Origin of the sequence: Bradyrhizobium sp. 138, from assembly GCF_023074075.1 — a bacterium.
In the GTDB taxonomy this organism is placed as follows: Bacteria; Pseudomonadota; Alphaproteobacteria; order Rhizobiales; family Xanthobacteraceae; genus Bradyrhizobium.
Genome location: NZ_JADPKT010000053.1, coordinates 78799 through 100786 on the forward strand (window position 1 = coordinate 78799; position 21988 = coordinate 100786).

A 21988-nucleotide genomic window follows, 5' to 3' on the forward strand; every position below is an offset into this window, starting at 1 on the left:
GGCAAGGAAGGCTGGCTGTCCATTACGGCAGGTTGTCCCGCAGAAAAATATCGATGCGGATGCGCTCCTGGTCGGGGCTGATCGGCTCGCCCGCACAATGCGCGAGCAGGATTCGCGCCGCCGACCGCGCCTCATGGCCGGCATCCTGGTTGATGACGGCGTCGAGCGTGCCGCGAACCAGGAATCGCCTCGTGTACTCGGTGAGCTCATGGGTGATCCAGACCACCTCGCGCGCGCGGCCCGAGGCCTCGAGCGCATCGGCGATGCCGCGGTTTCCGGCGCCGCAGCAATATATGCCGCGGAGGTCGGCATGACGCGCGAGCAGCGCGGCCGTGAGTTTTCGCGTGCGGTCGCTGTCGTCGCGCCCCTCGATGACCGGGAGTGCGGACAGGTTCGAATACTCGCTGGTCAGGATCTGGTGGAAGCCGAACTGCCGTTCGGTGTGATCACGCAGCGACAATGATCCCGCAATCACGGCGACGGTGCCCTCGCGCCCCGCAAGGAAGCGCCCCATCAGCGTCGCCGCGGTGCGGCCTGCGGCCGGGTTGTCGATCCCGACATAGTGCACGCGGGACGAGCTGGGTGCGTCTGACACCAGGGTTACCACGGCAATCCCGCGCGCGACAAGGTCGTCGATCGCGGCGCGAACCCTGGGATGATCGAGCGCGATGACGGCGACGCCTTGATAGGCGGGCGAGAGGTTCTCCAGCGCACCGGCAAGAACATCGGGGTCGAACACGTCGACATGGTGGATATCGATGAAGCCGCGCTGGCCGGCGAGCCAGTCGGCGGTGCGAGCCACCTGCTCGGTCAGGCTGGTCATGAAGCTGTTGCTGCCGGTCGGCAGCACGAAGGCAAAGCGGAACGTCTGCCCGCGGGCGAGCCGGGCCGCGGCAACATCGGCGCGATAGCCGAGCTTTGCCACCGCGGCCTCGACACGCGCGACGGTCTTGGCGTGGACGCCCTCTCGCCGGTTGACGACGCGATCGACCGTGGCGAGCGAAACGCCCGCGGCGCGCGCGACATCCTCGAGCGTGGCTCGAATCACCGGCTGGGTCGCGCCAACCGTCATTCGCGCGCGGCCCACAGCATGCCGCGGGTCATCAAAGTCCGGATCTCCGGCACGTCAAGCTCGTAGGCGCGGTGGCCCAGCGAGGAGTAGAACACCCTCCCCGCGCCATAGCGCTTCTTCCACACCACGGGCATCACCACGCCCTCGATCCAAGGCGCGTGCTCGCCGGTGAAAGTCGTCGTTGCCAATACCTCGTTGGCGGGATCGACATGCATGTAATATTGCTCGGACCGATGCTCGAAGCTCTTCAGACCCGTCATGATGGGATCATCCGGTTTCGTCAAGTCGACCTTGTAGTCGATGATGTTGCCGGGATGGGCGACCCACTGGCCGCCGCACAGGAATTGGTAATCGACCGACTCGCGGAAGGCATCGCACATGCCGCCATGATGGCCGGCAAGCCCGACGCCGCCGCGCACCGCCGCGCAGAGGTTGAGCGCTTCCGCCTTCTCGATCTTCGACATCGTGTAGATCGGGATGATCAGCGACAGATCGTGGATCGCCGGATCGGCGAATGCCGCCGTCGTCGTCTCGATCCGAACCTCAAAACCTTCCGCCTTCAGCCAGCCTCGAAACATCGAGGCGCAGAGATCGGGATCGTGTCCCGGCCAGCCACCCCACACAATCATTGCCTTGCGCATGGTCATTCCCTCAATCGATCTGTCCGGTTTCGCGTCCGGCCGGCAGCATCGCCGGCCGCTCGACGCGGCTCTCGATCTTGACGCGGCGGCCTTCGTCGGCGGAGGTGTGGAACGCCTCCATCACCTCCAGCACGTGGAAGGCAAGCGCGCCGCTGGCGCGGTGCGGACGGTTGTTCAGGATCGCGGAGGCCATGTCGGCGACGCCGATGGAGCGGAACTCGCCCTCGACGTGACCGTGCGTCAGCGGCATCGTCTCCCATTCGCCGCCAGTCTTGGCAACCTGCACCTCACCGCCGAAGCGGTTCGGGTCCGGCACCAGCATGCTGCCGCTGTCGCCATAGATCTCGATCGGCGCATGCCGATGCTTCGGCACGTCGAAGCTCATCGTGATCGAGACGACCGCACCGCTTTCGAATTCAAGGTTGCCCGCGACATGAGTCGAAACCTCGACCGGGATCAGCGTGCCGTTCATCGGCTGGCTGGTAACCACGCGCTCGGACTTCGGGCGCGCGGTCGAGCCCATCACGCTCGCGACCGGGCCGAGCAGCTGCACGAGATCGGTGATGTAGTACGGCCCCATGTCGAGCATCGACCCACCGCCGCGCAAATAATAGAAGCCCGGCGCCGGATGCCAGCGCTCATGGCCGGGGCAGCCGAAGAACGCGCTGCCCGCGACAGGCGCGCCGATCGCGCCGTCGTCGATCAGCTTGCGTGCGGTCTGGTGGCCGCCGCCAAGGAACGTGTCGGGCGCGCAGCCGACACGCAGGTTCTTCTGTGCGGCGAGCTCGATGACCTTGCGCGCTTCCGCGACATCGATGCCGAGCGGCTTCTCGGAATGGACGTGCTTTCCGGCATTCAGCACCGCGAGACTGACATCGGTGTGGGCCAGCGGCACCGTGAGATTGACGACGATCTCGACATCGTCGCGCTTCAACAATTGGTCGACCCGCATTCCCGGCAAGCCAAACGCTGCCCCCTGGCGCTCCGCGACCTCGCTGCGCATGTCGGCGAGCGCCCTGACCTCCATGACCGGAAAACGCTGGGCCGCTTTGAGGTAGGCGGTGCTGATCACACCGCAGCCGATGATTCCGACGCCGACTTTTCTCATTGTGATCTCCCGGGAATATGGCTCATCCCTTGACCGCGCCTGCAGTGAGGCCGGCCACGATGTGCTTCTGCGCCAGCAGGAACAGAATGATCGTGGGCAGGATGGTGAGCGTGATGAAGGCCAGGATCAGGTGCCATTCGGACGAGTATTCGCCCTGGTAGACCATGATTCCGAGCGGCCAAGGATACAGGGCGTCGGTGTTCAGCATCACCAGCGGCAACAGATAGGCGTTCCAGCTGTTGACGAAGGTGATGGTGCCGACGGTCGCCAGGATCGGACGCGATAGCGGCAACGTCACATAGCGGAAGAACTTGATGTAGCTGCAACCGTCGACCAGCGCGGCCTCCAGCAGCTCATATGGAATGTCCTTGAAGAAGCGGCGCAACAGCAGCACGCTCATGGCGAGGCTGAACGCCACCTGCGGCAGCGCCACGCCGAAATAAGTATCGAGCATGCCGAGATCCCGCACCTTGATGAACAGCGGCAGCACGGCGGTCGCAGCGGGAAACAGCAGGCCCAGCGTCAGATAGCTGAGCAGCATCGAGCTCCCGTAGAACTTGACATGGGCGAAGGTGAACGCGGCCATCGAAGCCGTGATCAGGGTCAGCGTCACCGCCAGCGTCGATATGACCAGCGAATTGCGCAAGAGCTGCCAGTAGCGCGCCGAGAACAGGATGTCGGCGTAGTTCTGCCACTCCCAGTGCCTCGGCAAGCCGAACGGATTGACACGTAGTTCGCCGAGCGACTTGAAGCCGCCGAGCAGGGTCGCGAGCAGCGGCACCAGGACGAAGACCGCGATCAAGCCGAGGAACAGCGCCTTGAACAGCGCAGCGGGATCGATTGCGCTTCTGGCCCCGGCACTACTCATCGCGCATGAACCATCGCTTGTAGGTGAAGGCAAAGGTCACGCAGATCGCGAACAGGATGACGCCGATGGCGCTGCCATAGCCAACCCGCATACGCGAGATGCCGTTGTTGTAGAGAAAGCTCACCATCGTATTCGAGGAGTCGGCCGGCCCTCCCCGCGTCAGCGGCATGACGAGGTCGAACAATTGCAGGGAACCGATGATGGCGAAGAACACGGACAGGCGGATGGTCGGATAGAGCAAGGGGATCACGACGTGGCGCAGTGCCTGCGTCCGCGTCGCGCCGTCGATTCGGGCGGCCTCGATCAGGCTCTTGTCGAGGCCTTGCAACGCCGCGATGAACAGCATCATGTGGAAGCCGAAATACTTCCAGACCACCACGATCAGCACCGCCAGCATCGCCGTGTCGGTCGAGGCCAGCAGATGCGGCGGCTCGGCGCCGAAGGTGCGCCAGATCGAGGCGACGAGCCCGTAGTCGCCGTCATAGACGAAGCTGAAGATCAGCCCGGTCGCGATCTCGGCGAGGATATAGGGCATGAAGAACAGCATGCGGAGCGCCACAGCCCCCCGAAAGCGTTCCGCGAGCATGAGCGCCAGCGTGAGCGCGAGCGGCAGCTGGACGGCGAGCGAAACGGCGATGATCAGCCCGTTGTTACGGAGCGCTAGCCAGAAGGCCCGCGTCTCCAGCACGAAACGGTAATTGTCGAGGCCGATCCAGTTCGTCGGCCTGCCGAACCCATTCCAGTTGAAGCCTGAGTACCAGGCGGCCTCACCGATCGGCAGCACCACGAACAGCGTGAACAGCAGCAGCGCCGGCGGCAGAAACAGGATCAAGACCGTGAAACGGCCATCCCAGCTTGGGCCACGAACCGCGACCTGAGCAGCCGCCTCGCCGGCAACGCCGATCGGCGACGACATCGCGATCCGTCGCGCCACGGTCAGTTACCTTGCTTGTACGCCGCTTCGATGGCTTTCGCAGCGTCCTGCGGGCTCATGCTGCCGCCGGCGATCTCAGCCGTGACGTCATTGACGACGCGGCCGACCGAGGGGCCGAGGCTCTGGTCATAGAAGTTCTGATGATAGTTCGACTTCGCCAGGTTGGCCGCGATCTGCTTCATGAAGGCGCTGTTGAGGCCGGCCTCGCCGCCCTTGACGACGGGAACGATGAAATTGCCGGCGGCGAGCCGCGCCTGCACGTCCTTGGAGATAAAGAACTTGAGGAAGTCGGTGGCTTCCTTGGGCGCCCCCTTGGTGATCAGCCAGCCGGTGATGCCGCCGAGCGTGTCTGACGGCTCACCCTTGCCGCCGGGTACGACCGGAAAATCGAACCAGCCAAGCTTGTCGTCGCCGAGACCCACCTTGTCGGCGGCAAGCGCGCGCTGGGTGTGATAGAAGGACGAGATGGCCAGGATCATCGCGGCCTTGCCGTCACCGAAATAGCCGACGGCCTGCGGGTTCTTGAAGCCGAGGAAGCCGTTCTGGAACGGCTGCAGATCGATGAGCTGCTTGAACAGCTCGCCGGATTTCTGGAAGGTCTCGCCGGCGAAGCCACCTTTCTCACCCTTCAGTGCTGCATCGAAGGCCGGCTTGCCGCCGACGCGCACTGCGAGATGCGTCCAGTAGAAATGCAGCGGCCATTTGTCGGCACCGCCAACCACAATCGGCGTAACACCCGCGGCCTTGAGCGTTTTCACCGCGCCGAGCAGATCGTCCCATGTCTTGATCTTGCTTGCATCGACATTACCCTTGGCCATCAAATCCTTATTGTAGAGGAAGCCGACCTGCGAGAGCGCGATCGGAAGTCCGAAGACGCGGCCGTTCTGGGTGAAGGCGGCGAGCGCTGCCGGTGCGATCGTGTCGCTGTAGCCGCCGCTCTTCACGGAATCGGTGATGTCCTCCAGGACGCCGGCCTCGATCTGGGTCTTCAGGACCCCGCCGGCCCAGCTGTAGATGATGTTCGGACGATCCTTGGATTGCAGGATGGTCGGCAGCTTGGCCTTGTAGGCTTCATTCTCCAGGAACTGCATCTCGATTTTGACGCCCGGATGCGATGCCTCATAGGCGCGGGCGACCTCATCCCAGATCTTCACCTGGGCCGGATTGACCTCGATGTGCAGCCATTTCACCGTGGTGTCGGCTGACGCAGAATGGGCCCAAAGCAGGCATGCGACAGCGGCGAGTCCCAGTCTCCCGAGCAATCTCATCACATCCTCCCGACCGGCTTTTATTCTTTGACGCAATCCTGCCCTCAATTTTTGAGGTACGCAACACAAATTCTGATCTATGCACCTCACCAACGGAGTGGCTAAGGTTTGGAAAAAGAGTCGGTCGCGGCCCGCCGCGCCGGCCGCAACAAACAGAGGTACCCATGGCTGCCATCTATTCCGACCTCGCCGGCAAGGTCGTGCTCGTCACCGGGGGTGCAGCGGGAATTGGCGCTGCGATCGTGCGGCGTTTCGCGCAGCAGAAATCCAAGGTGGTTTTCTTCGACATCAAGATCGACGAAGGACAGCGCTTGGCGCGTGAGCTGTCCGATCAGGGCATGGCCGCGCATTTCCAGCACGTCGATCTCACTGACATCCCCGCGCTCCGCGCCGGCGTCGTCGAGGCACGCAAGGCTCATGGCCCGATCAACATCCTGATCAACAACGCCGCGCATGACGAGCGGCACAGCACCGAGGAGATGACGCCGGAATACTGGGACGACCGCATCGCGGTGAATTTGAAGCACCAGTTCTTTGCATCGCAGGCCGTGCTGCCGGACATGCAGGCAGCCAAAGCCGGCGCCATCATCAATTTCGGCTCGGTGTCGTGGATCGCAGGACAAGGCGGCATGGCCGCCTACACCGCCAGCAAGTCAGGCGTGATCGGGCTGACGCGCTCGCTGGCACGCGACTACGGCCCCTACAACATCCGCGTCAACGCGATCGCGCCGGGCTGGATCATGACCGAGCGGCAGCTCGAGAAATGGATGACGCCGGCCGGCGAGACCGAGTTGCAGCAGCGACAGTGCCTGAAGCGCAGGCTCGTGCCGGACGAAGTCGCGAAGTTCACCGTGTTCCTCGCGTCAGACGAGGCCTCCGCCTGCACCGCGCAGCACTACATCGTCGATGGCGGCTGGGTTTGAGAGGCTTTGAGGATGGCCGAGGGGCACAAGCCAAATCACGGTCAGCATATGCAGGGCTGTGCAACGGTTCCCAGCGAGACCGGTTTCGAGAGTGATCTCAGACCATGCGGAAAATCTGGCTGGGCGGATCACGACTTCAGGCAACATACCTGCAGCGCGGACCTCCATGGAGCCCTCGGTGCGGACCAGACTCGATCGGCTTGGCGAGAACATTGTTGATTGCCGGTTCGAATTCCTGAGTCATCAGAGCCGATTGCGCTACTTAGGCACCGCCTTGTAGGCGAGATAGGCCGCATGACTGAGCCCAAGCAGCGAAACAAAGCCGCCATCGACGGGCGGAAATGCCGTTATCGCCGCGATCGGCTTGAGCAGATTGAAAATAGCCGTCCCGTAGACAATCAGTAGCAGCAATGTAAACGCAAGCTGCTGCACCTTGCCCGCATCAACGTAATCGGCATCGTTGGTATCGCCACGTATGACGTCCAGCCACCGCGCGTCCTCCGGTGAGCCTTTCGTGACGACTTGGCCGCGGGATTCGACCGCGGACTTGAGGCCGTCCGCGGTCTTTAGATTCTCGCTGATCGACGCGAGGCGCTCGGGTGCGCCTGCTTTCTCCTTCTGCATTAGGATCGCGGGCGAGGCTACGAACGTGAAGCTGCCGATCCCAAGAAGCGCCCACACGCTCGCCGGCACCACTATTTCGAGCGGATTGGTTGCGCCCAGGCTTACGTTCGAGAGGCCCGCGGTGAACAGGGCACTGACCAGAAGCAATGTCCATAGCACGAGCTGCATGCGCGACAGGCTGATCTTATTGCGTTCGTCTATGAAGATGCCATCCCAGCGCTTCTTCAGCGCGTATCCGGCGAGGCTCAGAAGCGCCGCCAGCAGCACAAGCGTGGCGACCCACGTCCCGGAACGGCCCAGCCCAACCAAACCGACGAGCCCGCCGAGATCGCCACGCACCAGGTTGACGGCGATGAGCGCGGCCAAAGCAACAAGAATAACGATCATGAAAAAGTCCCCCCTTGAATTCCTGCGGATGGAGAGATTGCCAGCGCGCCGCCCAGAGACCCGGACGGCGCGCTGCAATGCCGTTACGTTTGAGCCGCCTCAAAGATCCAGGCACCCGGCCTCGGGTCCGTTCCGGCCGCATAGAGCCGCAGCCTGGCTCCGAGTTTGGACACCACGGCGCTCCCTTCTGCTGGGAAAAATTTGGGATCCACCACACCGGCCGGCAGGCTCGACAGAATCTTGAATTCAGTCGCGTGCCGCTTCCGGCGAGCCTTCTGCGCATAGATGGTGTTAGGTCCATCTGAAATCGTCAGAATGTCGCCCTTCAAGATGACCGTGAGATTCTCGAATCCCTTGTCCTCCTTCGGGATGCTCGGCGACTTCGGATCAGAAAAGCTGAGATGATTCTGCATCTCGACCGAGAAATCGGCCAGATCCGGACCTTCTTCCTTTTCCAAGACATCGAACACGCTCTGCGCGATGGTGCGGCCGAGCGGCACGCCGCCGATATTGTCCGTCTGCGTCAATAATCCGTCGGCGTCATTGGCGGTCGTGCCGTCAAACCGCCAGTGAACGCCAAGGTAAACGCGACTGACGGCATTCTCGTACATGGCGTCGAGCAGCCGATCATATCGCCGCAAATGCCGCGTCCGGCGCGTTCCATCGGAATCGTGGCTCAGCCCGTTGAGCTCGTCGGACACGAGGCTGAATCCGACCTTATCGGCCTGACCTCTTGGCACCCCGAAGTACAATCGCAATGTTTCGAACACGGCGCCGCCGAACGAGGCATGTCCTGATGGATAAGCGGGGAAGTGTGGCGTGAAGTTTCTCTTGGCCGTATTTGTGCTGGGGGCGCCGACGGGCTCCCAGAACGGATCCGCATCGACATCGATCGACCTGCTCGAGTTTGGTCCCGGTCCAAGGCCTTGCCCGCGCTCGCGAATGCCGATCACGGGCCGCCACAAATTGTAACAGTACTTGTGATACCAAGCGTCGATCCCGGCCTCCGCCATCGCGATATTCACCAGCGCCAAGACGCGAAGGTTCTCTATCAAACGTTCGGTAGCGGGCTTCGTCCTGTTGCGATCGTCGAGAATCGCGACGACGATCTGATTATAGAGGCGCGGCGGCGTGCCGATCTGCGCTGCGCCATCATAGGCCCAGTACAGCCCGATGGCGGTCTCGTCGGCAGTTCGGCTGCTGCCCGCGCGGCGGCCTTTCTCTTTGGCCTCTCGGTAGTGTTTCAGATATTGGGCATCGTTCTCGTCGAGAACTTTGTCGCGACAACCGGGAGGCTCGGCCAAAGGCGCATGATCAGCCAACACGAAGTGCCGTGTCCCGCCATAGGCTTGGCCGAGCAGACCCTGCTCGTCGTTGAACGGGTCTGCCCTGTGGTGCCCATTCAGTTGGGAAAAGACCGCCGACTTGGACACGTCAGAGCCGTCCATGGTGCGATCATCGAGCACATTACGGCCAACGCGCGCGCCGAACGTATCGGCAAGCATTGCATCCTTACCGAGTGCAGGCATCGCTCCGCGCAAACCAACCTCGAACCGATCGATCTGCGACGGATACAGATCGCTCAAAACGACAAACGCGGCGCGTGAGACCGAGGCCACGATGTCTTCGATTCCGACGCCCGCAGGCAGCGTGATCCGATTTGCCGGCAGGATAGGCTCGTAGCTTTTCGGATTCAGATCCGATCCTGGCGGGACCAGCCCGAAATAAGCATCATGCATGGCGATGTGAACCATCGCCAGCGCACGCGAACTCAACGTCGGTCCGCGCTGATTTCGTGCCGCCATGCCACCGGTATGATCGTTGCGGTTTGCCTCGAGCGCGACGTTGTTCCAGTAGAGCGCTATGTCGGTCATGGGACTCTCCATCGTTTAATGAAAATGCATAGACAGCTATTGCGTCGCGTTCGTTGCGCGGCCGCGACAATCAAATCACTCGCGAGCTATCCTCCGGAAGAAGGCCGTCCCGCTTCCGGGACGGCAGTTTGCGGGAGGAATGCACGCAGTCACGGGCCTCTACGTCAGCTCGTTACACCGAGCGCGAACTAATCACGGAGTTCGGTTGGAGATGCGTGAAATAAATGTGAGAAAATTTGCCGTCGCGGCGATCGCACGTCATGTCATTGGCGATCCTGTTCCGCGAACAAAGACGCCACTCTGCCGATCATCGCGACGTCGGGTCGCGATCGCGCGGACCGATGTCCTGCTCGCCGATGCGGTCGGCGAGCATTACCAGCCATTTCACGGTGTCGCGCTGAAGCGGAGAGAGGTCCGCGCGCCGGGCGATCGCAGCGGCGATTTCGCGAAAGTCGGACCATCGCCTGTAGAAGTCGATGAGGTCCTGAGGAGGCTCCTTTCGAAGGCGACGAGACCCGCTACCTCTGGTGCTCTCGCGTCGCGGACGTTTCGAAGGAATTCTCATCACGCCAAGGCTAGCCCGGGTAGCGTGCCTTGCCTCGTGAAAAAAGCGTGAAACTGCTTGGAAGCCTACAAGCTCAATGTTAGGTTGCCGAACGATCCATTTGGCGGGGTGGGGCAGGTGGACACCAAGCGCATCGAAATCGGCCTGTTCGGAGCGTGCGTCGTGCGCTCCGCTACGCGTGGCCGCTTCGAGATAACCGGAGCGAAGCACAAGGGGTTGTTTGCTCTGCTTGCGACCGCTCCCTTTGGACGTCGCACGCGGTCCTTTCTTCAGGACACACTATGGGGCACGGCCTGCTACGACACCGGCCGCCAGAGTCTGCGGCGGGCGCTTACAGATATCAGGCAGATCATGGGAGATGCGTTCTCCGAAGTCCTGACGAGTACGAACTCCGACATTACTCTCGATCTTTCCCGGGTCTCTTTTATCGGCAGGCCGGGGGGCGGCGAATTGCTCGAAGGACTGGTTATTCGCGAGGACGGCTTTGGCCGGTGGCTTCGCGCTTTGCGTCTCAACCAGGAGCAGATCTATTCGCTCTACAGCCTCGCATCGCAGCCGCCGCCGGCACCCATGCTGCCCTCGGTGGCCGTGCTGCCATTCCGAACCATCACCGGATCTGCGGGGCATGGCGTGCTCGGTGACTGGCTCGCCGAAGAGGCGTGCCGCTCACTGTCGCGCTCCAACTTGATAGCTGTGATCTCGCACCTGTCCAGCCGCGCGCTTGATCATCACACGGTTGACATCTCCGAAATCCGCACTCGGTTGGCCGTCGACTATTGCGTTGCAGGCACCTTGCGGGTCGCTTCCGACGAGATCGTGCTAGACGCCGACCTGCTGGACGTTGTCTCCGGACGCATTCTCTGGACCCGGCAATTTGTAGGGCCGCACGAGACATTCCTGAAAAGGTCGGCCGAAGGCATTTCCGAGATCGTGGTTGCCGTCGGTCGAGCAATCGCGGACGATACGATCGCGCATGTCGCTGGCCGGCACCTGAGGGAGATCGATGATCATCGGCTTCTCCTTGCAGGCGTCGATCTCATGCACCGCCCTTCTCTTCGGGACTTTGCCAAGTCGCGCGAACTCATCGAAGAAGCGCTCCGCCGAGCTCCGCACTCCGCCGAAACGTATGCGTGGTTTGGCAAGTGGCACGTGCTCAGCGTCTTCAACGGCTGGAGCACGGACCCGAAAAGAGACACTGAGTGCGCCGTAGGGTGCACGGCGCGCTCCCTTGATATCGATCCGGAGAACGCCTTTGCGCTGACCATCGACGGATTTGCTCAGAACAACCTGTTGCGCCGCCTGGATACAGCGCGGGAGCGCTATTCGGCCGCCTTGCGCTTCAATCCGAATGAACCACTTGCCTGGTTGCTGAGCGGCGCACTGCACGCTTTCCAGGACGAGGCGGATGCGGCTGTCAGCGCGACCGAAAGGGCGCGGCGCCTCTCTCCAATCGATCCGTTTCAGTATTTTTACGAGTCGCTTACCGCAAGCGCCCTTCTCGTGGCGTGCCGCTACGAAGAGTCGCTGTCATTTGCCAATAGATCCTTGCAACGACACGACAGGCACATTTCGACCCTCCGAACCAAGATTGCAGCTCTGCACTATCTCGATCGCGGGGCGGAGGCTCGGACCATCGCCACCGAGATCGTGCGCCGCCACCCCGATTTCAACGTCGCCGACTATTTGCGCGGTCACCCGGCCGGCGATCACGCGAGCGGACGCCGGGTCGCAGCGGCTTTGCAAGCAGCGGGGATTCCATAAGACCATTTCAGCACGAGGGGGCATAAATGTCGCAACTTGGGGGATTCGGTGGGTTTGGAGGATTTGGCGGGTTTGGGGGATTCGGAGGGTTTGGAGGGTTTGGAGGTTTCGGAGGGTTCGGCGGACTGAACTTCAGCGGCCTTGGTCCATTTCTCGGATCAGGCGCCGACCCGATTTACGACCCCTCGCTGGTGCATGGTTTGCAAATCACCGAGCAGTCGGTCACGCATGTAGCGAACCGGCTGCCAAGCCCGACAGCTCGTGAGCTCACGTTCTCCGCGGCGGAAAATATGCGTCTGTGGGCCGATTGGGTCAGATCCTCCATCTACGTCACAGACTTCCTCAGGCAATTTGACTGGCAGATCAACGATCGGTCAGAAAGCATAGTCCTCCGCTACGGCCGGCGCGACTTCGTCATCTTCAACCGGCCCTCGATGGACACGTTCAAGCAGCAGCTGGACGTCATGCGCAAATACCTTGATCAGCGGCCCGATCGCACGCCCGAGGTGATGACGCAGCTCAGCTTTCCCACGCCCTATTTCGCAATGATTGTCGGCTTGCAAACAAACCATCGTTTCACTTCAGAGCTGATCGCAATGACGCAGGTGCTCGCGTCCCATGTAACCATGGTCGCGAAACACCAACTGGCCTGTCGCCGCCCTGCGCATATCGACGCAACGGTGATGCCCATGATTCCGATACCGGCTCATGGCAGCTTTCCGAGCGCACACGCAACCGAGGCCTATGCGGTCGCCGAAGTGCTCTGTAGCTTCGTCGAGCTCCACAAGCGCCATTTCGCCGATTTCGAACGCCGGCAGGCCCTGCTGCGCAAGCTGGCCGAGCGCATCGCCGTCAACAGGACCGTCGCCGGCATGCATTTCCCGATCGACACCTGGGCCGGCGCTATCCTCGGACGAGCGGTCGGTCAGATCATCCTCGGAAAATGCGGAATGAACGTCCGCGTGGCGTCTTACGCGTACTCGGCACAGGGAGAGCGTGACTTCTCGGGAAGCCAGTTCGCGCGCGGCGCCAACAAGGCGTTCGGCGTTGCTCGCAGGGGAAGTTTCAAGCCCAATCCAAGCCAGTCCTTCGAGTGGTTATGGCGACAAGCCGGCACGGAGTTCGTGCGATGACCGGGCGGAGACACAGGCGACGGGCCTTGATCTACCGCTTACCAGACGGCCTGGGTCCCTACGATGTCTGGAATTTTGGAAGCGGCAGGGCTTACGCACCGTCGAGTGCGCGATTGGCATCACGCCGATACCTCACCGCAATTGCCGCGCTCCAGGATTATCCGGGCGGTGCCGAATCCAAGTTTCCCCGGAGAGCCGGCAGGAGTTCCAACCGCGTCTGGCTCCCCACACTCTGGAAGCCGGGCAAGAGAGGCGAAGGCGGCAAGTCGCTGGGCCTCATGTTCCTTCCCTTTGTCGTAAGCAAGCCTGCCAGGCAGGCAAAGAGTGACGAGCATCCGGAGGCGCTTCGCAAGCGCCTGTTCGCGGGACTGCGGCAAGGAAGAATTCGGCGGTATCTTGCCTCCGAGAATATCGCCGGGACACGTTTCCGTGCCGGCTTGCCGGTGACAGATAGGGCGATGAAACCCGAGCTTCCCGGCGAGCCGACGGCACCGGCATGGCGCCCCGACGCGCAGCTGCGTGCCCGGATCGGACAGCAAAAGCGAATTACCGTCATCGCAGTGATCGATGACGGGATACCGTTCGCTCACCGAAACTTTCGCGATGCGAGCGGAAAGCATACTCGCGTCGAGTTCTGCTGGCTGCAGTCAGCCTTGCCCGATCGGCAACAAACAAGCGTGCTGTTCGGCCGCGAGTATACGCGTGCGCAGATCGAGGGATACATTGCCAGCCATGGCGACGACGAGGATGAACTCTACGATGCAGCGGGCTCGGTGGAAGACACCGAGAGCCTTGCGAGCATGCTTCGGCGGCATACGACTCATGGTGCGCATGTCATGGATCTGGCCACAGGTTACCGGCCTGAGCGCGATGCGGCACCAGCTGAAGAAATCCGTATTATAGCCGTCCAACTGCCCAACCTGCTGACGATGGACACGTCAGGTATCGGCAAGGACATGTATCTCTTGTCCGCATTGCACTACATCTTCAACCGTGCGGAAATGATTGCCGAGGGATATGCGATCGACCGAGCGCGCCTCGTGGTTAACTTCAGCTACGGGTATTTCGGCGGTCCCCATGACGGCCGATTCGACATCGAGGAGGCGATTAGCGAACTGGTGAAGAAGCGCCGTGAGACCGTCGGTCCAACCGCTCTCGTGCTCCCGGCCGGCAACAGCTTTCTGGATCGCCTGCACGCGAGCATTGCCGACTCGGAGTTCACCAGAGGTGAAGTGAGGCTACCGTGGCGCCTCCAGCCCAATGACCGCACACCGAACTATGTCGAGATATGGTTTCCCGAGAACTTCAATCCAACCGGCTATAAGGTCGAATTGCTTGACCCAATGGGAGTGAAGCGTGGACGGATCGCCTTCCTGCGCGCCGGTCTAGCCAAGGTCATATCACTGGTGGATGAGGACGGCCGCGCCATCGGACAGATGAGTGTCGATGAGCATCGTCGGGGGCTTCGCTGGCGCGTGCTGATAGCGACTGCGCCTTCGGAGCCCGAGTGCCCGGATTCCCCTGCCGTTCAGTCCGGACTCTGGACGATCGCGATCAAACGCGAGCGCAAGGCTCCAAAGCTGGCCAAAGAATCAATCAGATGCTGGATCCAGAGAGACACGGACCCCGCCAGCTTGAGGTCGGGAGCCCGCCAAAGCTATTTCGATGATGGTGACAACGCTCTCTATGGCGTTTTGGGAGCTCCCCTTGAAGTCGATACCTATAGCGCGCTCGTTCGACGATTCGGCAGCTTAAACGGTCTCGCAACTTCCAAGGAGGCAATCGCCGTGGCCGGCTACAGGCTCGCGTCCGGGTCGAGCTTTTCGTTGGAGAACTCCGCACCTGCCGCCTATAGCTGCGCCGGCATACAGAAATCCGGATGGCCTGAGGCCAGAGTTACATGCTCGTCGATGTCTGACCGCTCCAAGGTCCTGCCGGGGACCGTGGCCGCCGGGGTGCGCAGCGGAACGCGATCGGTGATGCAGGGTACCAGCATGGCTGCGCCATTCGTAGCTCGACAACTCGCAATGACGTTCGTCTCAGCTAGCGACGAGGATGTCTTGGCGGCCGAGCGCGAGAATTATCGAAGTCTCTTGCATGGCCAAGAACAGCGCCATCGCAGCTTGAAGAAGGACCGGCTCGGAGAGGTACTTGTGCCGCCGCATTGGCAGCCCAGTATCGAAATTCAAGACTGACCCAAAAATTGAGAAGTCGCGCAGAGGCACTGCGCGCTAAGCGTCACCTCGAGCTAAATCGCAGGCCGGGTAGAAGATCGTCGAGTCGGGGCTGTCCGCTGGGCGAACTGCAGGACGACGCCGATTGCGCACAAGTGCATCATTTCGGCTGGTCGTCCGATTGCTCGTCGTAACACCCTACTCTACGGTGAGGGCGTAAGCGACCTGCCCAAGTAGCTTCCGCGGTATTTCTTGGGATGAAACCACAGGGAATGAGCCAAATGGTCGATGTCATGCACAACGTCGTTTAGCTCGATTTTGGACCGAGCATTAGAAGCTCCATTTCCAAGCGCGCCCAAGAACTTCGCAGGAATAGAGTTACTTACATAACGAACTCAGCAGCTTAAGCACTGGCTGGAGCGGGAGGGATCGAACCACCGAATGGCGGAATCAAAATCAGTTTGATTACCCAACAACCTCAAGGCGCATTTGGAAAAAACGACCAAATCACGCTCTAGCAATTTCAATAGCTTGGCAGCCGTTTCCAAATGAAAAACAGTTCTTCACGGGGGATCAGTCCCGGCAAGATCTGGGAGGGAGCTGCGCCGCCGCGCTCAAGAGCTGTTTTCGCATCGCCGGTCACCCGTGCGTGAAGTCGCCGGGTTTCAAGCCGAGTGCTTTGACGGCAGCTTCCGGAAGCAGTCCGTACGCTTCAACCCTTTCATTCGGGGCCATCATGGCCGCAATGATCGCCGCGGCCTTGATCGGATCTCCTTCGGCCACGAAAAAGACCGAGCGAACCGGTGGGCCGCCACCTAGGGGTTCAGTTGTTACCAGGACAACCTGACCATTTGCCATGCTCTCTTATACCGCCGTCGCTGCGTCGTTTCCACGACCGTGTGGATCGATCGCCGCAAACCCGCAGTGCAGCAACAACCAGGCGCGCATCAAGTCGGACCCGCCATAGTCTTGCGTTGTCTCGGTCTTGCGTTGTCTCGGCACAACCACCAACTGAATAAGTTATAGAAGGCACAATCGCTCCGGGAGCGAGAGCGTGGCCAGCCGAAGGGTAAACCAAGATCTCCCCGTGATCGCGCGCTTTGAGGTGCGCCATCGCAATTACGTCTCGCCAGACGGCTCGATAACCCGGCCGCTCCCCGCCTCCGCCTCTGATGCCAACCTGCTCATCGCGCTCTACCGGGCCATGGTGCTGCTGCGCCTCTTTGACAAAAAGGCTGTTGCGTTGCAGCGCACTGGCCGCCTCGGGACTTATGCCGTTTCGCTCGGCCAGGAGGCCGTATCGGTCGGGATAGCGAGTGCGATGCGGGAAGAAGACGTGCTGTTGCCGTCCTACCGCGACAATGGCGCGCTGCTCTGGCGCGGCGTCAAGCTGGAGGAGATCCTGCTGTTCTGGGGTGGCGACGAACGCGGCAACCGGTTTTCAGGACCGCCCCACGACTTCCCGTTCTGCGTTCCCGTCGGATCCCAGGCGCCGCATGCCGCCGGTGTCGCCTATGCGTTGAAGCTGCGAAAGGAACCGCGGGTCGCCGTGTGCCTGTTCGGCGATGGCGCCACCTCGAAAGGCGACGTCTATGAAGCGATGAACTTTGCCGGCGTGCACAAATTGCCCGTCGTGTTCGTCGTCACCAACAATCAATGGGCCATATCGGTGCCGTTGCGGCTGCAGACCGGTTGCGAAACGTTGGCGCAGAAAGCTATCGCCGCAGGATTCACCGGCGAGCAGGTCGATGGCAGCGACGTGGTGGCGATGCGCGCCGCTGCCGAAGAGGCCATTCGCGCTGCCCGTGACGGCAAAGGCCCCCGTTTCATCGAGGCGGTTACCTATCGGCTCGGCGACCACACGACCTCCGACGACGCGGCGCGCTATCGTCCGGCTGAGGAGGTCCAGGCGCATTGGAAGAAAGAGCCGATCGCGCGGCTGAGGGCCTATCTTGTCGCCCAGAAAATGTGGAGCAAGGCGGACGAGGAGCAGCTTGCCGCCGAATGCCATGAGCGCGTCGAGGTGGCGGCCGAACGCTATCTGGCAACAGTGCCGCGCCTGCCCGAAACCATGTTCGATCACCTCTATGCCGAACTGCCCGAGGTCTATGCCGCGCAACGCCGCGAAGTCGCGGGAGGGCACGATGCCTGAGGCAACGTTGGTGGAAGCCATCAACCTGGCGCTCGCTCGCGCGATGGAGGATGATCCCGACGTGGTCGTGCTTGGCGAGGACGTTGGCGTCAACGGAGGTGTCTTCCGTGCGACCGCGGGACTGCAGAAGCGTTTTGGACCGGAGCGGGTCCTCGATACGCCGCTTGCGGAGCTTCTGATCAGCGGCCTTTGCGTCGGCATGGCTGCGCAGGGAATGAAACCGGTCGGCGAGATCCAGTTCATGGGGTTCATCTATCCCTGCCTGGATCAACTGGTGAACCACGCGTCCCGATTGCGCAACCGGACCCAGGGACGGCTCACCTGTCCGATGGTTCTGCGCACACCACACGGGGCGGGTATCCGCGCCCCCGAGCATCACTCCGAAAGCACCGAGGCGATGCTCGCCCATATTCCCGGCCTGCGCGTCGTCATGCCGTCGTCGCCGGAACGCGCCTACGGACTTCTGCTCGCCGCCGTCCGTGATCCGGATCCCGTGGTGTTTCTGGAGCCGACGCGCCTGTACCGCGCGGCCAAAGGCGAGGTGGAGGACAATGGCGAGGCCTTGCCGCTGGATACCGCTTTTGTCTTGAGGGAAGGTCGCGACCTCACGCTGATCAGCTGGGGAGCCATGCTGAAGGAAACCATGGCTGCGGCGGAGGCATTGTCGGCCGAAGGCATCGCAGCGGAGGTCATCGATCTCGCCACGCTCAAGCCCTACGACGAAGACACCGTGCTCGGTTCGGTCGCCAAGACCGGCCGTTGCGTTATCGTGCACGAGGCAGCACGCACCGGCGGATTTGGCGCCGAGATCGCTGCGACAATTGCCGAGCGCCGCCTATCCTCGCTGCTTGCGCCTGTGACCCGCGTCACCGGCTACGACACCGTCGTTCCGATGGCGCGCCTGGAGCAGTACTACATGCCTTCGCTCGGACGCATCATGACCGCCGCCCGCAGGGTCTGCCAGTTCAGCTAGATGTCAACGGACTTTGGCCATGCGCCAGTTCACGCTACCGGATCTTGGAGAAGGCCTCGAAGAGGCGGAGATCGTCAGCTGGTATGTCGGCGAGGGCGATCACGTCGTCACCGATCAGCCCCTCGTTTCCGTCGAGACCGACAAGGCCGTCGTTGAGATACCGTCGCCGTCGAGCGGACGCATCGCGCGCGTGTTTGGCGCCAAGGGCGATATCGTCAAGGTCGGCGCGCCGCTCGTCGAATTTGCCGAAGGCACCGAGCGGGACACTGGCACAATTGTCGGCGAGCTTGGCGGCGACGAGACCGCGTCCGCTGCAGCAATCCCTTCCGCACAACCAGCTGCACAGCAGCCACACGTGTTTCCGGCGGTGCGGGCGCTGGCGCAAAAGCTCGGCGTCACTCTTGAGCTCGTCGCGGGCACGGGCCCCGCCGGCTTCATCACGCGCGCCGATGTCGAGCGGGTTGCCAGGAGCATGTCGCAAACAGGACCCGCCGAGCCGCTGCGCGGCATGCGGCGGGCGATGGCGCAACGCATGACGGCATCCCATGCCGAAATCGCCCCCGCCACCGTAACCGACGAAGCTGACATCGACGATTGGCCGACGGGAGAGGACGTGACCATCCGGCTGGTGCGGGCCATCACTGCCGCATGCAAAGCCGAGCCCGCGCTCAATGCCTGGTATCATTCCAGCACGGGAGAACGTCGTCTCATCGCACGCGTCGATCTCGGCATCGCCGTCGATACCGAGGGCGGCCTCATCGTTCCCGTGTTGCGCAATGTCGCAGAGCGCAGCGTATCGGACTTGCGGGCCGGCCTCGACCGCCTGCGGGCTGACGCCATCGCGCGCTCGATACCCCCGGAAGAACTACGCGGCGCGACCATTACGCTATCGAATTTCGGGATGATCGGAGGCCGATTTGCCAACCTGATCATCGTGCCACCGCAGGTGGCAATCATAGGAGCGGGGCGGATTTCTCCGTGGGCAGTCGCGCATCGGGGCCAGCCTGCGGTGAGGCGCGTGCTGCCGTTATCGCTCACCTTCGACCATCGCATCGTGACCGGCGGCGAAGCCGCTCGCTTCCTGGTCGCACTCAAGTCGGAGCTTGAGCTGACGTCGTGAATCATCTGTTTTGCACGTGCTCCCAGTCTGTCGGCGCACCCGGACTGCACCCCTCCAGTGAGACACGATAATTACAGTGACAGGCATTTTGAGGATGATCTGTGGCAGCAAGAGGAAAGAACCGTCCGTTTCCGACGGCGCAGTCACGGAATGATCTGACCCGGCCTCGGTCGACGAAGGCCATTGGAAGCGCGCGCGAAGATGCAGGGCAGCCGGCACAGCCGGCTGCTCGTCGTCGACCAGGGACGCCTGGTCGGCATTCTGGCGCTGTCCGATATGCTTCAGTACCTTTCGCTCAAACAGGAGCTTGATCCAAGCATGGCAGGTGCATCAGCGAGTGCATCCAGGAGTCACGATGCGGGCGGCGCGCACTATAGACATGCATCCCGGTAGGGGAACGTGAGGCTGCGGCGCCGATTTACCCCATCGCTGTTCGGTTACAATCGATGGAGACCATCCATGGCGCACATTCAAGCCGGCAAACAACCCGTCACGCAGATCACGATGATAGAGTCCGAGCCGGATAAACAGGCAGAGGCACTGTCTGTTATGACCGAGCGCGCGCGCTTCATGGCGCTTCAACCTGGCTTCATTTCCATTAGCCTGCACCGCAGCCTCGACGGACGCCGAATCGTCAACTACGTGCAATGGCAAAATCGAGATCTGCTGCGATCGGCCCATCAATCTCCGGAATTTCGCCGCCAGTGGGGTCGGTTCGACGAACTGACCGAGGAGATTGATCCGCATCTCTACGAGGTGTCCGAAGTGTTGGAGGGTGGACGTTAGGCAATTGGAGGGAGGATTCCTCACGCAGCGCCCCGCCAAGGATGCGGCGCTTTCTCATGCGGAAGCAGCAGCAAAACCCGAAGGAATGCTCCACTGGATTGATCGGCTGGAATCTCGCAGCGATCATGGGCAATACGATGCCGCCGCCCCGAGATCCTGATGAAGACGATGAGGGCGAAGACGAAGAAGACGAACAGGACGGTGCCGACGAATCGCTGGTCGTGAGCGAGCCGGACGAGGACTAGGCTGACTGGCCTGCGGCGGATGATCAGGAAACCCGAACCCGAGCGCAGAAAAACCCTCTGCTGAGCTCGACTCCGCCAGCCCGACATACTTGTCGGACAGATCGTAAATCGATAGCTCTTCTCCAGAGCGAACCCGCACCACTTAATGCGAATTCTGGTGCATCGACCGGAAATAGTGCTCGGCGTGCTGGAGATAGTTCTCTGCGGCAATCCGGTCGCCTGCCACGGCTTCGGCGCGAGCCAGCGCCAAATAGCGTTCATAGTTCCTTTGTGCGTTTTGTGGAACGCGCTGCTGGCTGGAAACCCCTGCTGCCTTTCGGACCTGCGATCTTCGCGGCCTCACGTTGCTCTCCCAATGTGGACGCGGCCGTGCGGCCACGTGTTTGCGTTCAGGTAGTGTCTTCATATGTCAATCCGCTTGGTACGGCGGCGGAACCTGTGCGATCCTGGCTGGGTGTAACGGCGGTCGGCGACCCACGCTGCGATGGCACGGTGGTTCGGCCCGATGATGGACGGAAAAGCATCACCATTTGGGTCTGTTGACCCAATCTCTCGCCGAACGGATGATCTGCTCACCATGGAATATATGGGGTCTAGGGACGCCGGTTTCAATTTGTTGAAAGCGGTCAATTCGAAGCATCCAATGTATCTGGCACCCTCCGACCCGCGGACAAAACTTTCTGGGGAACGACTACGCTGGCCGCGAGTTGTCGTGACAGAGCAAGTAACTCTCAAAAAGGAGAAATCCTTTAAGAAGTGAAAGCTCGAGCCCCGTCATTCCGGAATGGATGGCGGGGTCTTTTGTAGTACCGGGCCGATCTGGTCCGTTCCATGTTCCGTTGCTCCTTGCCGCCTTCCAAATGTCGGCTACCGGCATGCTGGGCGAACGCGATAACTCCTCGATATCCAAAGCCGCGAGCTTGAAATGATAGTGATGCGGACCGTGGCCCTTGGGCGGAGCAGGCCCGCCATAGTCCAGCTCGCCGAAATCGTTCACGCCTTTGCCAAGTGGCTCCGTCTTTGGCCCGTGACCAATGTCTTCCGGCAGCAGCGCTCGGTCGCAAGCGATGTTGTAGAGACCCCAATGCCGAAACGTGCCGGAGGGCGCGTCGGGGTCCTCGACGATAAGGGCAAAGCTCTTGGTGCCCGACGGCGGATCCGACCATTCAAGCGGCGGAGACACGTTCTGGCCGTCGCAGGTGTATTTGACCGGAATCGGCTGGCCCTCGCCGAATGCCGGGCTCGTCAACTTGAATACCATGTGCAGCCTCCTACGCTCATAAGCTTTGCATCATGCAGAACGGGCTCGCGGCAATGCAACTTGCGCCGCTCCACACATACGAGGAACGTCAGACCGGCGCCTGAGTTGCTTCCGTGCGG

At 61.6% G+C, this 21988-nt stretch carries 20 protein-coding genes; 9 read left to right on the top strand and 11 right to left on the bottom strand.

Going from position 1 to position 21988, the window contains the following annotated elements:
* Positions 1-22: 22 nt before the first annotated feature.
* From IVA79_RS18650 to IVA79_RS18675, 6 genes are read right to left on the bottom strand one after another with little or no spacing between them, the layout of a single operon-like run.
* Positions 23-1072 carry a LacI family DNA-binding transcriptional regulator gene (locus tag IVA79_RS18650; RefSeq protein ID WP_247555263.1) on the bottom strand — a complete coding sequence of 350 codons (1050 nt, stop codon included), beginning with the start codon at positions 1070-1072 and terminating at the stop codon, positions 23-25.
* Positions 1069-1713, bottom strand: a complete 645-nt coding sequence (locus IVA79_RS18655; RefSeq protein WP_247555265.1) for a ThuA domain-containing protein — start codon at positions 1711-1713, stop codon at positions 1069-1071. The genes IVA79_RS18650 and IVA79_RS18655 overlap by 4 nt, the downstream gene beginning before the upstream one ends.
* 10 nt (positions 1714-1723) lie before the next feature.
* Entirely contained in the window at positions 1724-2821 is a 1098-nt protein-coding gene (locus IVA79_RS18660) for a Gfo/Idh/MocA family oxidoreductase (RefSeq protein ID WP_247555267.1), read from the bottom strand.
* A gap of 22 nt (positions 2822-2843) precedes the next feature.
* Positions 2844-3689, bottom strand: a complete 846-nt coding sequence (locus tag IVA79_RS18665) for a carbohydrate ABC transporter permease (RefSeq protein WP_247555269.1) — start codon at positions 3687-3689, stop codon at positions 2844-2846.
* On the bottom strand, positions 3682-4623 hold the full coding sequence (locus tag IVA79_RS18670; protein ID WP_247555271.1) for a sugar ABC transporter permease: 942 nt from the start codon (positions 4621-4623) through the stop codon (positions 3682-3684). The genes IVA79_RS18665 and IVA79_RS18670 overlap by 8 nt, the downstream gene beginning before the upstream one ends.
* A gap of 2 nt (positions 4624-4625) precedes the next feature.
* Positions 4626-5891, bottom strand: a complete 1266-nt coding sequence (locus IVA79_RS18675; protein WP_247555273.1) for an extracellular solute-binding protein — start codon at positions 5889-5891, stop codon at positions 4626-4628.
* 164 nt (positions 5892-6055) lie between these two features.
* Here IVA79_RS18675 and IVA79_RS18680 point away from each other — a divergent pair, with 164 nt between their 5' ends.
* Complete coding sequence (locus IVA79_RS18680) at positions 6056-6814, top strand: SDR family NAD(P)-dependent oxidoreductase (RefSeq protein WP_247555275.1); 759 nt, start codon at positions 6056-6058, stop codon at positions 6812-6814.
* Between the two features lie 258 nt (positions 6815-7072).
* Here the strand turns inward: IVA79_RS18680 and IVA79_RS18685 are convergent, their stop codons facing one another.
* Both IVA79_RS18685 and IVA79_RS18690 read right to left on the bottom strand, forming a co-directional pair.
* Positions 7073-7825 (bottom strand): hypothetical protein, encoded by a 753-nt coding sequence (locus tag IVA79_RS18685; RefSeq protein ID WP_247555276.1) that lies wholly within the window; start codon positions 7823-7825, stop codon positions 7073-7075.
* Positions 7826-7908: 83 nt separating this feature from the next.
* Positions 7909-9699, bottom strand: a complete 1791-nt coding sequence (locus tag IVA79_RS18690; protein WP_247555278.1) for a vanadium-dependent haloperoxidase — start codon at positions 9697-9699, stop codon at positions 7909-7911.
* Positions 9700-10321: 622 nt separating this feature from the next.
* Here IVA79_RS18690 and IVA79_RS18695 point away from each other — a divergent pair.
* The 3 genes from IVA79_RS18695 to IVA79_RS18705 are packed head-to-tail and all read left to right on the top strand — an operon-like array spanning position 10322 to position 15353.
* Positions 10322-12025, top strand: coding sequence for a hypothetical protein (locus tag IVA79_RS18695; RefSeq protein WP_247555281.1), 1704 nt, complete (start codon positions 10322-10324; stop codon positions 12023-12025).
* Positions 12026-12051: 26 nt separating this feature from the next.
* Positions 12052-13158, top strand: a complete 1107-nt coding sequence (locus IVA79_RS18700; protein ID WP_247555286.1) for a phosphatase PAP2 family protein — start codon at positions 12052-12054, stop codon at positions 13156-13158.
* A gap of 26 nt (positions 13159-13184) precedes the next feature.
* A complete protein-coding gene (locus tag IVA79_RS18705; protein WP_247555288.1) occupies positions 13185-15353 on the top strand; it encodes a S8 family serine peptidase in 2169 nt (722 codons plus the stop codon).
* Positions 15354-15971: 618 nt separating this feature from the next.
* On the opposite strand, the gene IVA79_RS18710 is transcribed toward IVA79_RS18705, so the two are convergent.
* Entirely contained in the window at positions 15972-16190 is a 219-nt protein-coding gene (locus IVA79_RS18710; RefSeq protein ID WP_247555290.1) for a hypothetical protein, read from the bottom strand.
* A gap of 229 nt (positions 16191-16419) precedes the next feature.
* On the opposite strand from IVA79_RS18710, the gene pdhA reads away from it, so the two are divergent.
* From pdhA to IVA79_RS18735, 5 genes are all read left to right on the top strand, one after another.
* Positions 16420-17484 carry a pyruvate dehydrogenase (acetyl-transferring) E1 component subunit alpha gene (gene pdhA, locus IVA79_RS18715; protein WP_247555292.1) on the top strand — a complete coding sequence of 355 codons (1065 nt, stop codon included), beginning with the start codon at positions 16420-16422 and terminating at the stop codon, positions 17482-17484.
* The gene (locus IVA79_RS18720) at positions 17477-18457 is read left to right on the top strand and encodes an alpha-ketoacid dehydrogenase subunit beta (protein WP_247555393.1); all 981 of its coding nucleotides are present in this window, start codon (positions 17477-17479) and stop codon (positions 18455-18457) included. The genes pdhA and IVA79_RS18720 overlap by 8 nt, the downstream gene beginning before the upstream one ends.
* Positions 18458-18476: 19 nt before the next feature.
* Positions 18477-19577, top strand: coding sequence for a dihydrolipoamide acetyltransferase family protein (locus tag IVA79_RS18725; RefSeq protein WP_247555293.1), 1101 nt, complete (start codon positions 18477-18479; stop codon positions 19575-19577).
* A gap of 459 nt (positions 19578-20036) precedes the next feature.
* Complete coding sequence (locus IVA79_RS18730; protein WP_247555295.1) at positions 20037-20363, top strand: antibiotic biosynthesis monooxygenase family protein; 327 nt, start codon at positions 20037-20039, stop codon at positions 20361-20363.
* A gap of 56 nt (positions 20364-20419) precedes the next feature.
* On the top strand, positions 20420-20608 hold the full coding sequence (locus IVA79_RS18735; protein ID WP_247555400.1) for a hypothetical protein: 189 nt from the start codon (positions 20420-20422) through the stop codon (positions 20606-20608).
* Between the two features lie 142 nt (positions 20609-20750).
* Here IVA79_RS18735 and IVA79_RS18740 read toward each other — a convergent pair whose 3' ends face one another.
* A complete protein-coding gene (locus tag IVA79_RS18740; RefSeq protein ID WP_247555297.1) occupies positions 20751-21014 on the bottom strand; it encodes a DUF4167 domain-containing protein in 264 nt (87 codons plus the stop codon).
* 285 nt (positions 21015-21299) lie between these two features.
* Positions 21300-21869 (bottom strand): YbhB/YbcL family Raf kinase inhibitor-like protein, encoded by a 570-nt coding sequence (locus IVA79_RS18745; protein ID WP_247555299.1) that lies wholly within the window; start codon positions 21867-21869, stop codon positions 21300-21302.
* Positions 21870-21988 lie beyond the last annotated feature (119 nt).

Coding starts and splice junctions, on each gene's coding strand:
- IVA79_RS18660 (WP_247555267.1), bottom strand. CDS start 2,821: ATGAGAAAAGTCGGCGTCGGAATCATCGGCTGCGGTGTGATCAGCACC.
- IVA79_RS18690 (WP_247555278.1), bottom strand. CDS start 9,699: ATGACCGACATAGCGCTCTACTGGAACAACGTCGCGCTCGAGGCAAAC.
- IVA79_RS18655 (WP_247555265.1), bottom strand. CDS start 1,713: ATGCGCAAGGCAATGATTGTGTGGGGTGGCTGGCCGGGACACGATCCC.
- IVA79_RS18720 (WP_247555393.1), top strand. CDS start 17,477: ATGCCTGAGGCAACGTTGGTGGAAGCCATCAACCTGGCGCTCGCTCGC.
- IVA79_RS18685 (WP_247555276.1), bottom strand. CDS start 7,825: ATGATCGTTATTCTTGTTGCTTTGGCCGCGCTCATCGCCGTCAACCTG.
- IVA79_RS18730 (WP_247555295.1), top strand. CDS start 20,037: ATGGCGCACATTCAAGCCGGCAAACAACCCGTCACGCAGATCACGATG.
- IVA79_RS18680 (WP_247555275.1), top strand. CDS start 6,056: ATGGCTGCCATCTATTCCGACCTCGCCGGCAAGGTCGTGCTCGTCACC.
- IVA79_RS18665 (WP_247555269.1), bottom strand. CDS start 3,689: ATGAGTAGTGCCGGGGCCAGAAGCGCAATCGATCCCGCTGCGCTGTTC.
- IVA79_RS18675 (WP_247555273.1), bottom strand. CDS start 5,891: ATGAGATTGCTCGGGAGACTGGGACTCGCCGCTGTCGCATGCCTGCTT.
- IVA79_RS18735 (WP_247555400.1), top strand. CDS start 20,420: ATGCGGAAGCAGCAGCAAAACCCGAAGGAATGCTCCACTGGATTGATC.
- IVA79_RS18740 (WP_247555297.1), bottom strand. CDS start 21,014: ATGAAGACACTACCTGAACGCAAACACGTGGCCGCACGGCCGCGTCCA.
- IVA79_RS18725 (WP_247555293.1), top strand. CDS start 18,477: ATGCGCCAGTTCACGCTACCGGATCTTGGAGAAGGCCTCGAAGAGGCG.
- IVA79_RS18745 (WP_247555299.1), bottom strand. CDS start 21,869: ATGGTATTCAAGTTGACGAGCCCGGCATTCGGCGAGGGCCAGCCGATT.
- IVA79_RS18710 (WP_247555290.1), bottom strand. CDS start 16,190: ATGGCAAATGGTCAGGTTGTCCTGGTAACAACTGAACCCCTAGGTGGC.
- IVA79_RS18650 (WP_247555263.1), bottom strand. CDS start 1,072: ATGACGGTTGGCGCGACCCAGCCGGTGATTCGAGCCACGCTCGAGGAT.
- IVA79_RS18700 (WP_247555286.1), top strand. CDS start 12,052: ATGTCGCAACTTGGGGGATTCGGTGGGTTTGGAGGATTTGGCGGGTTT.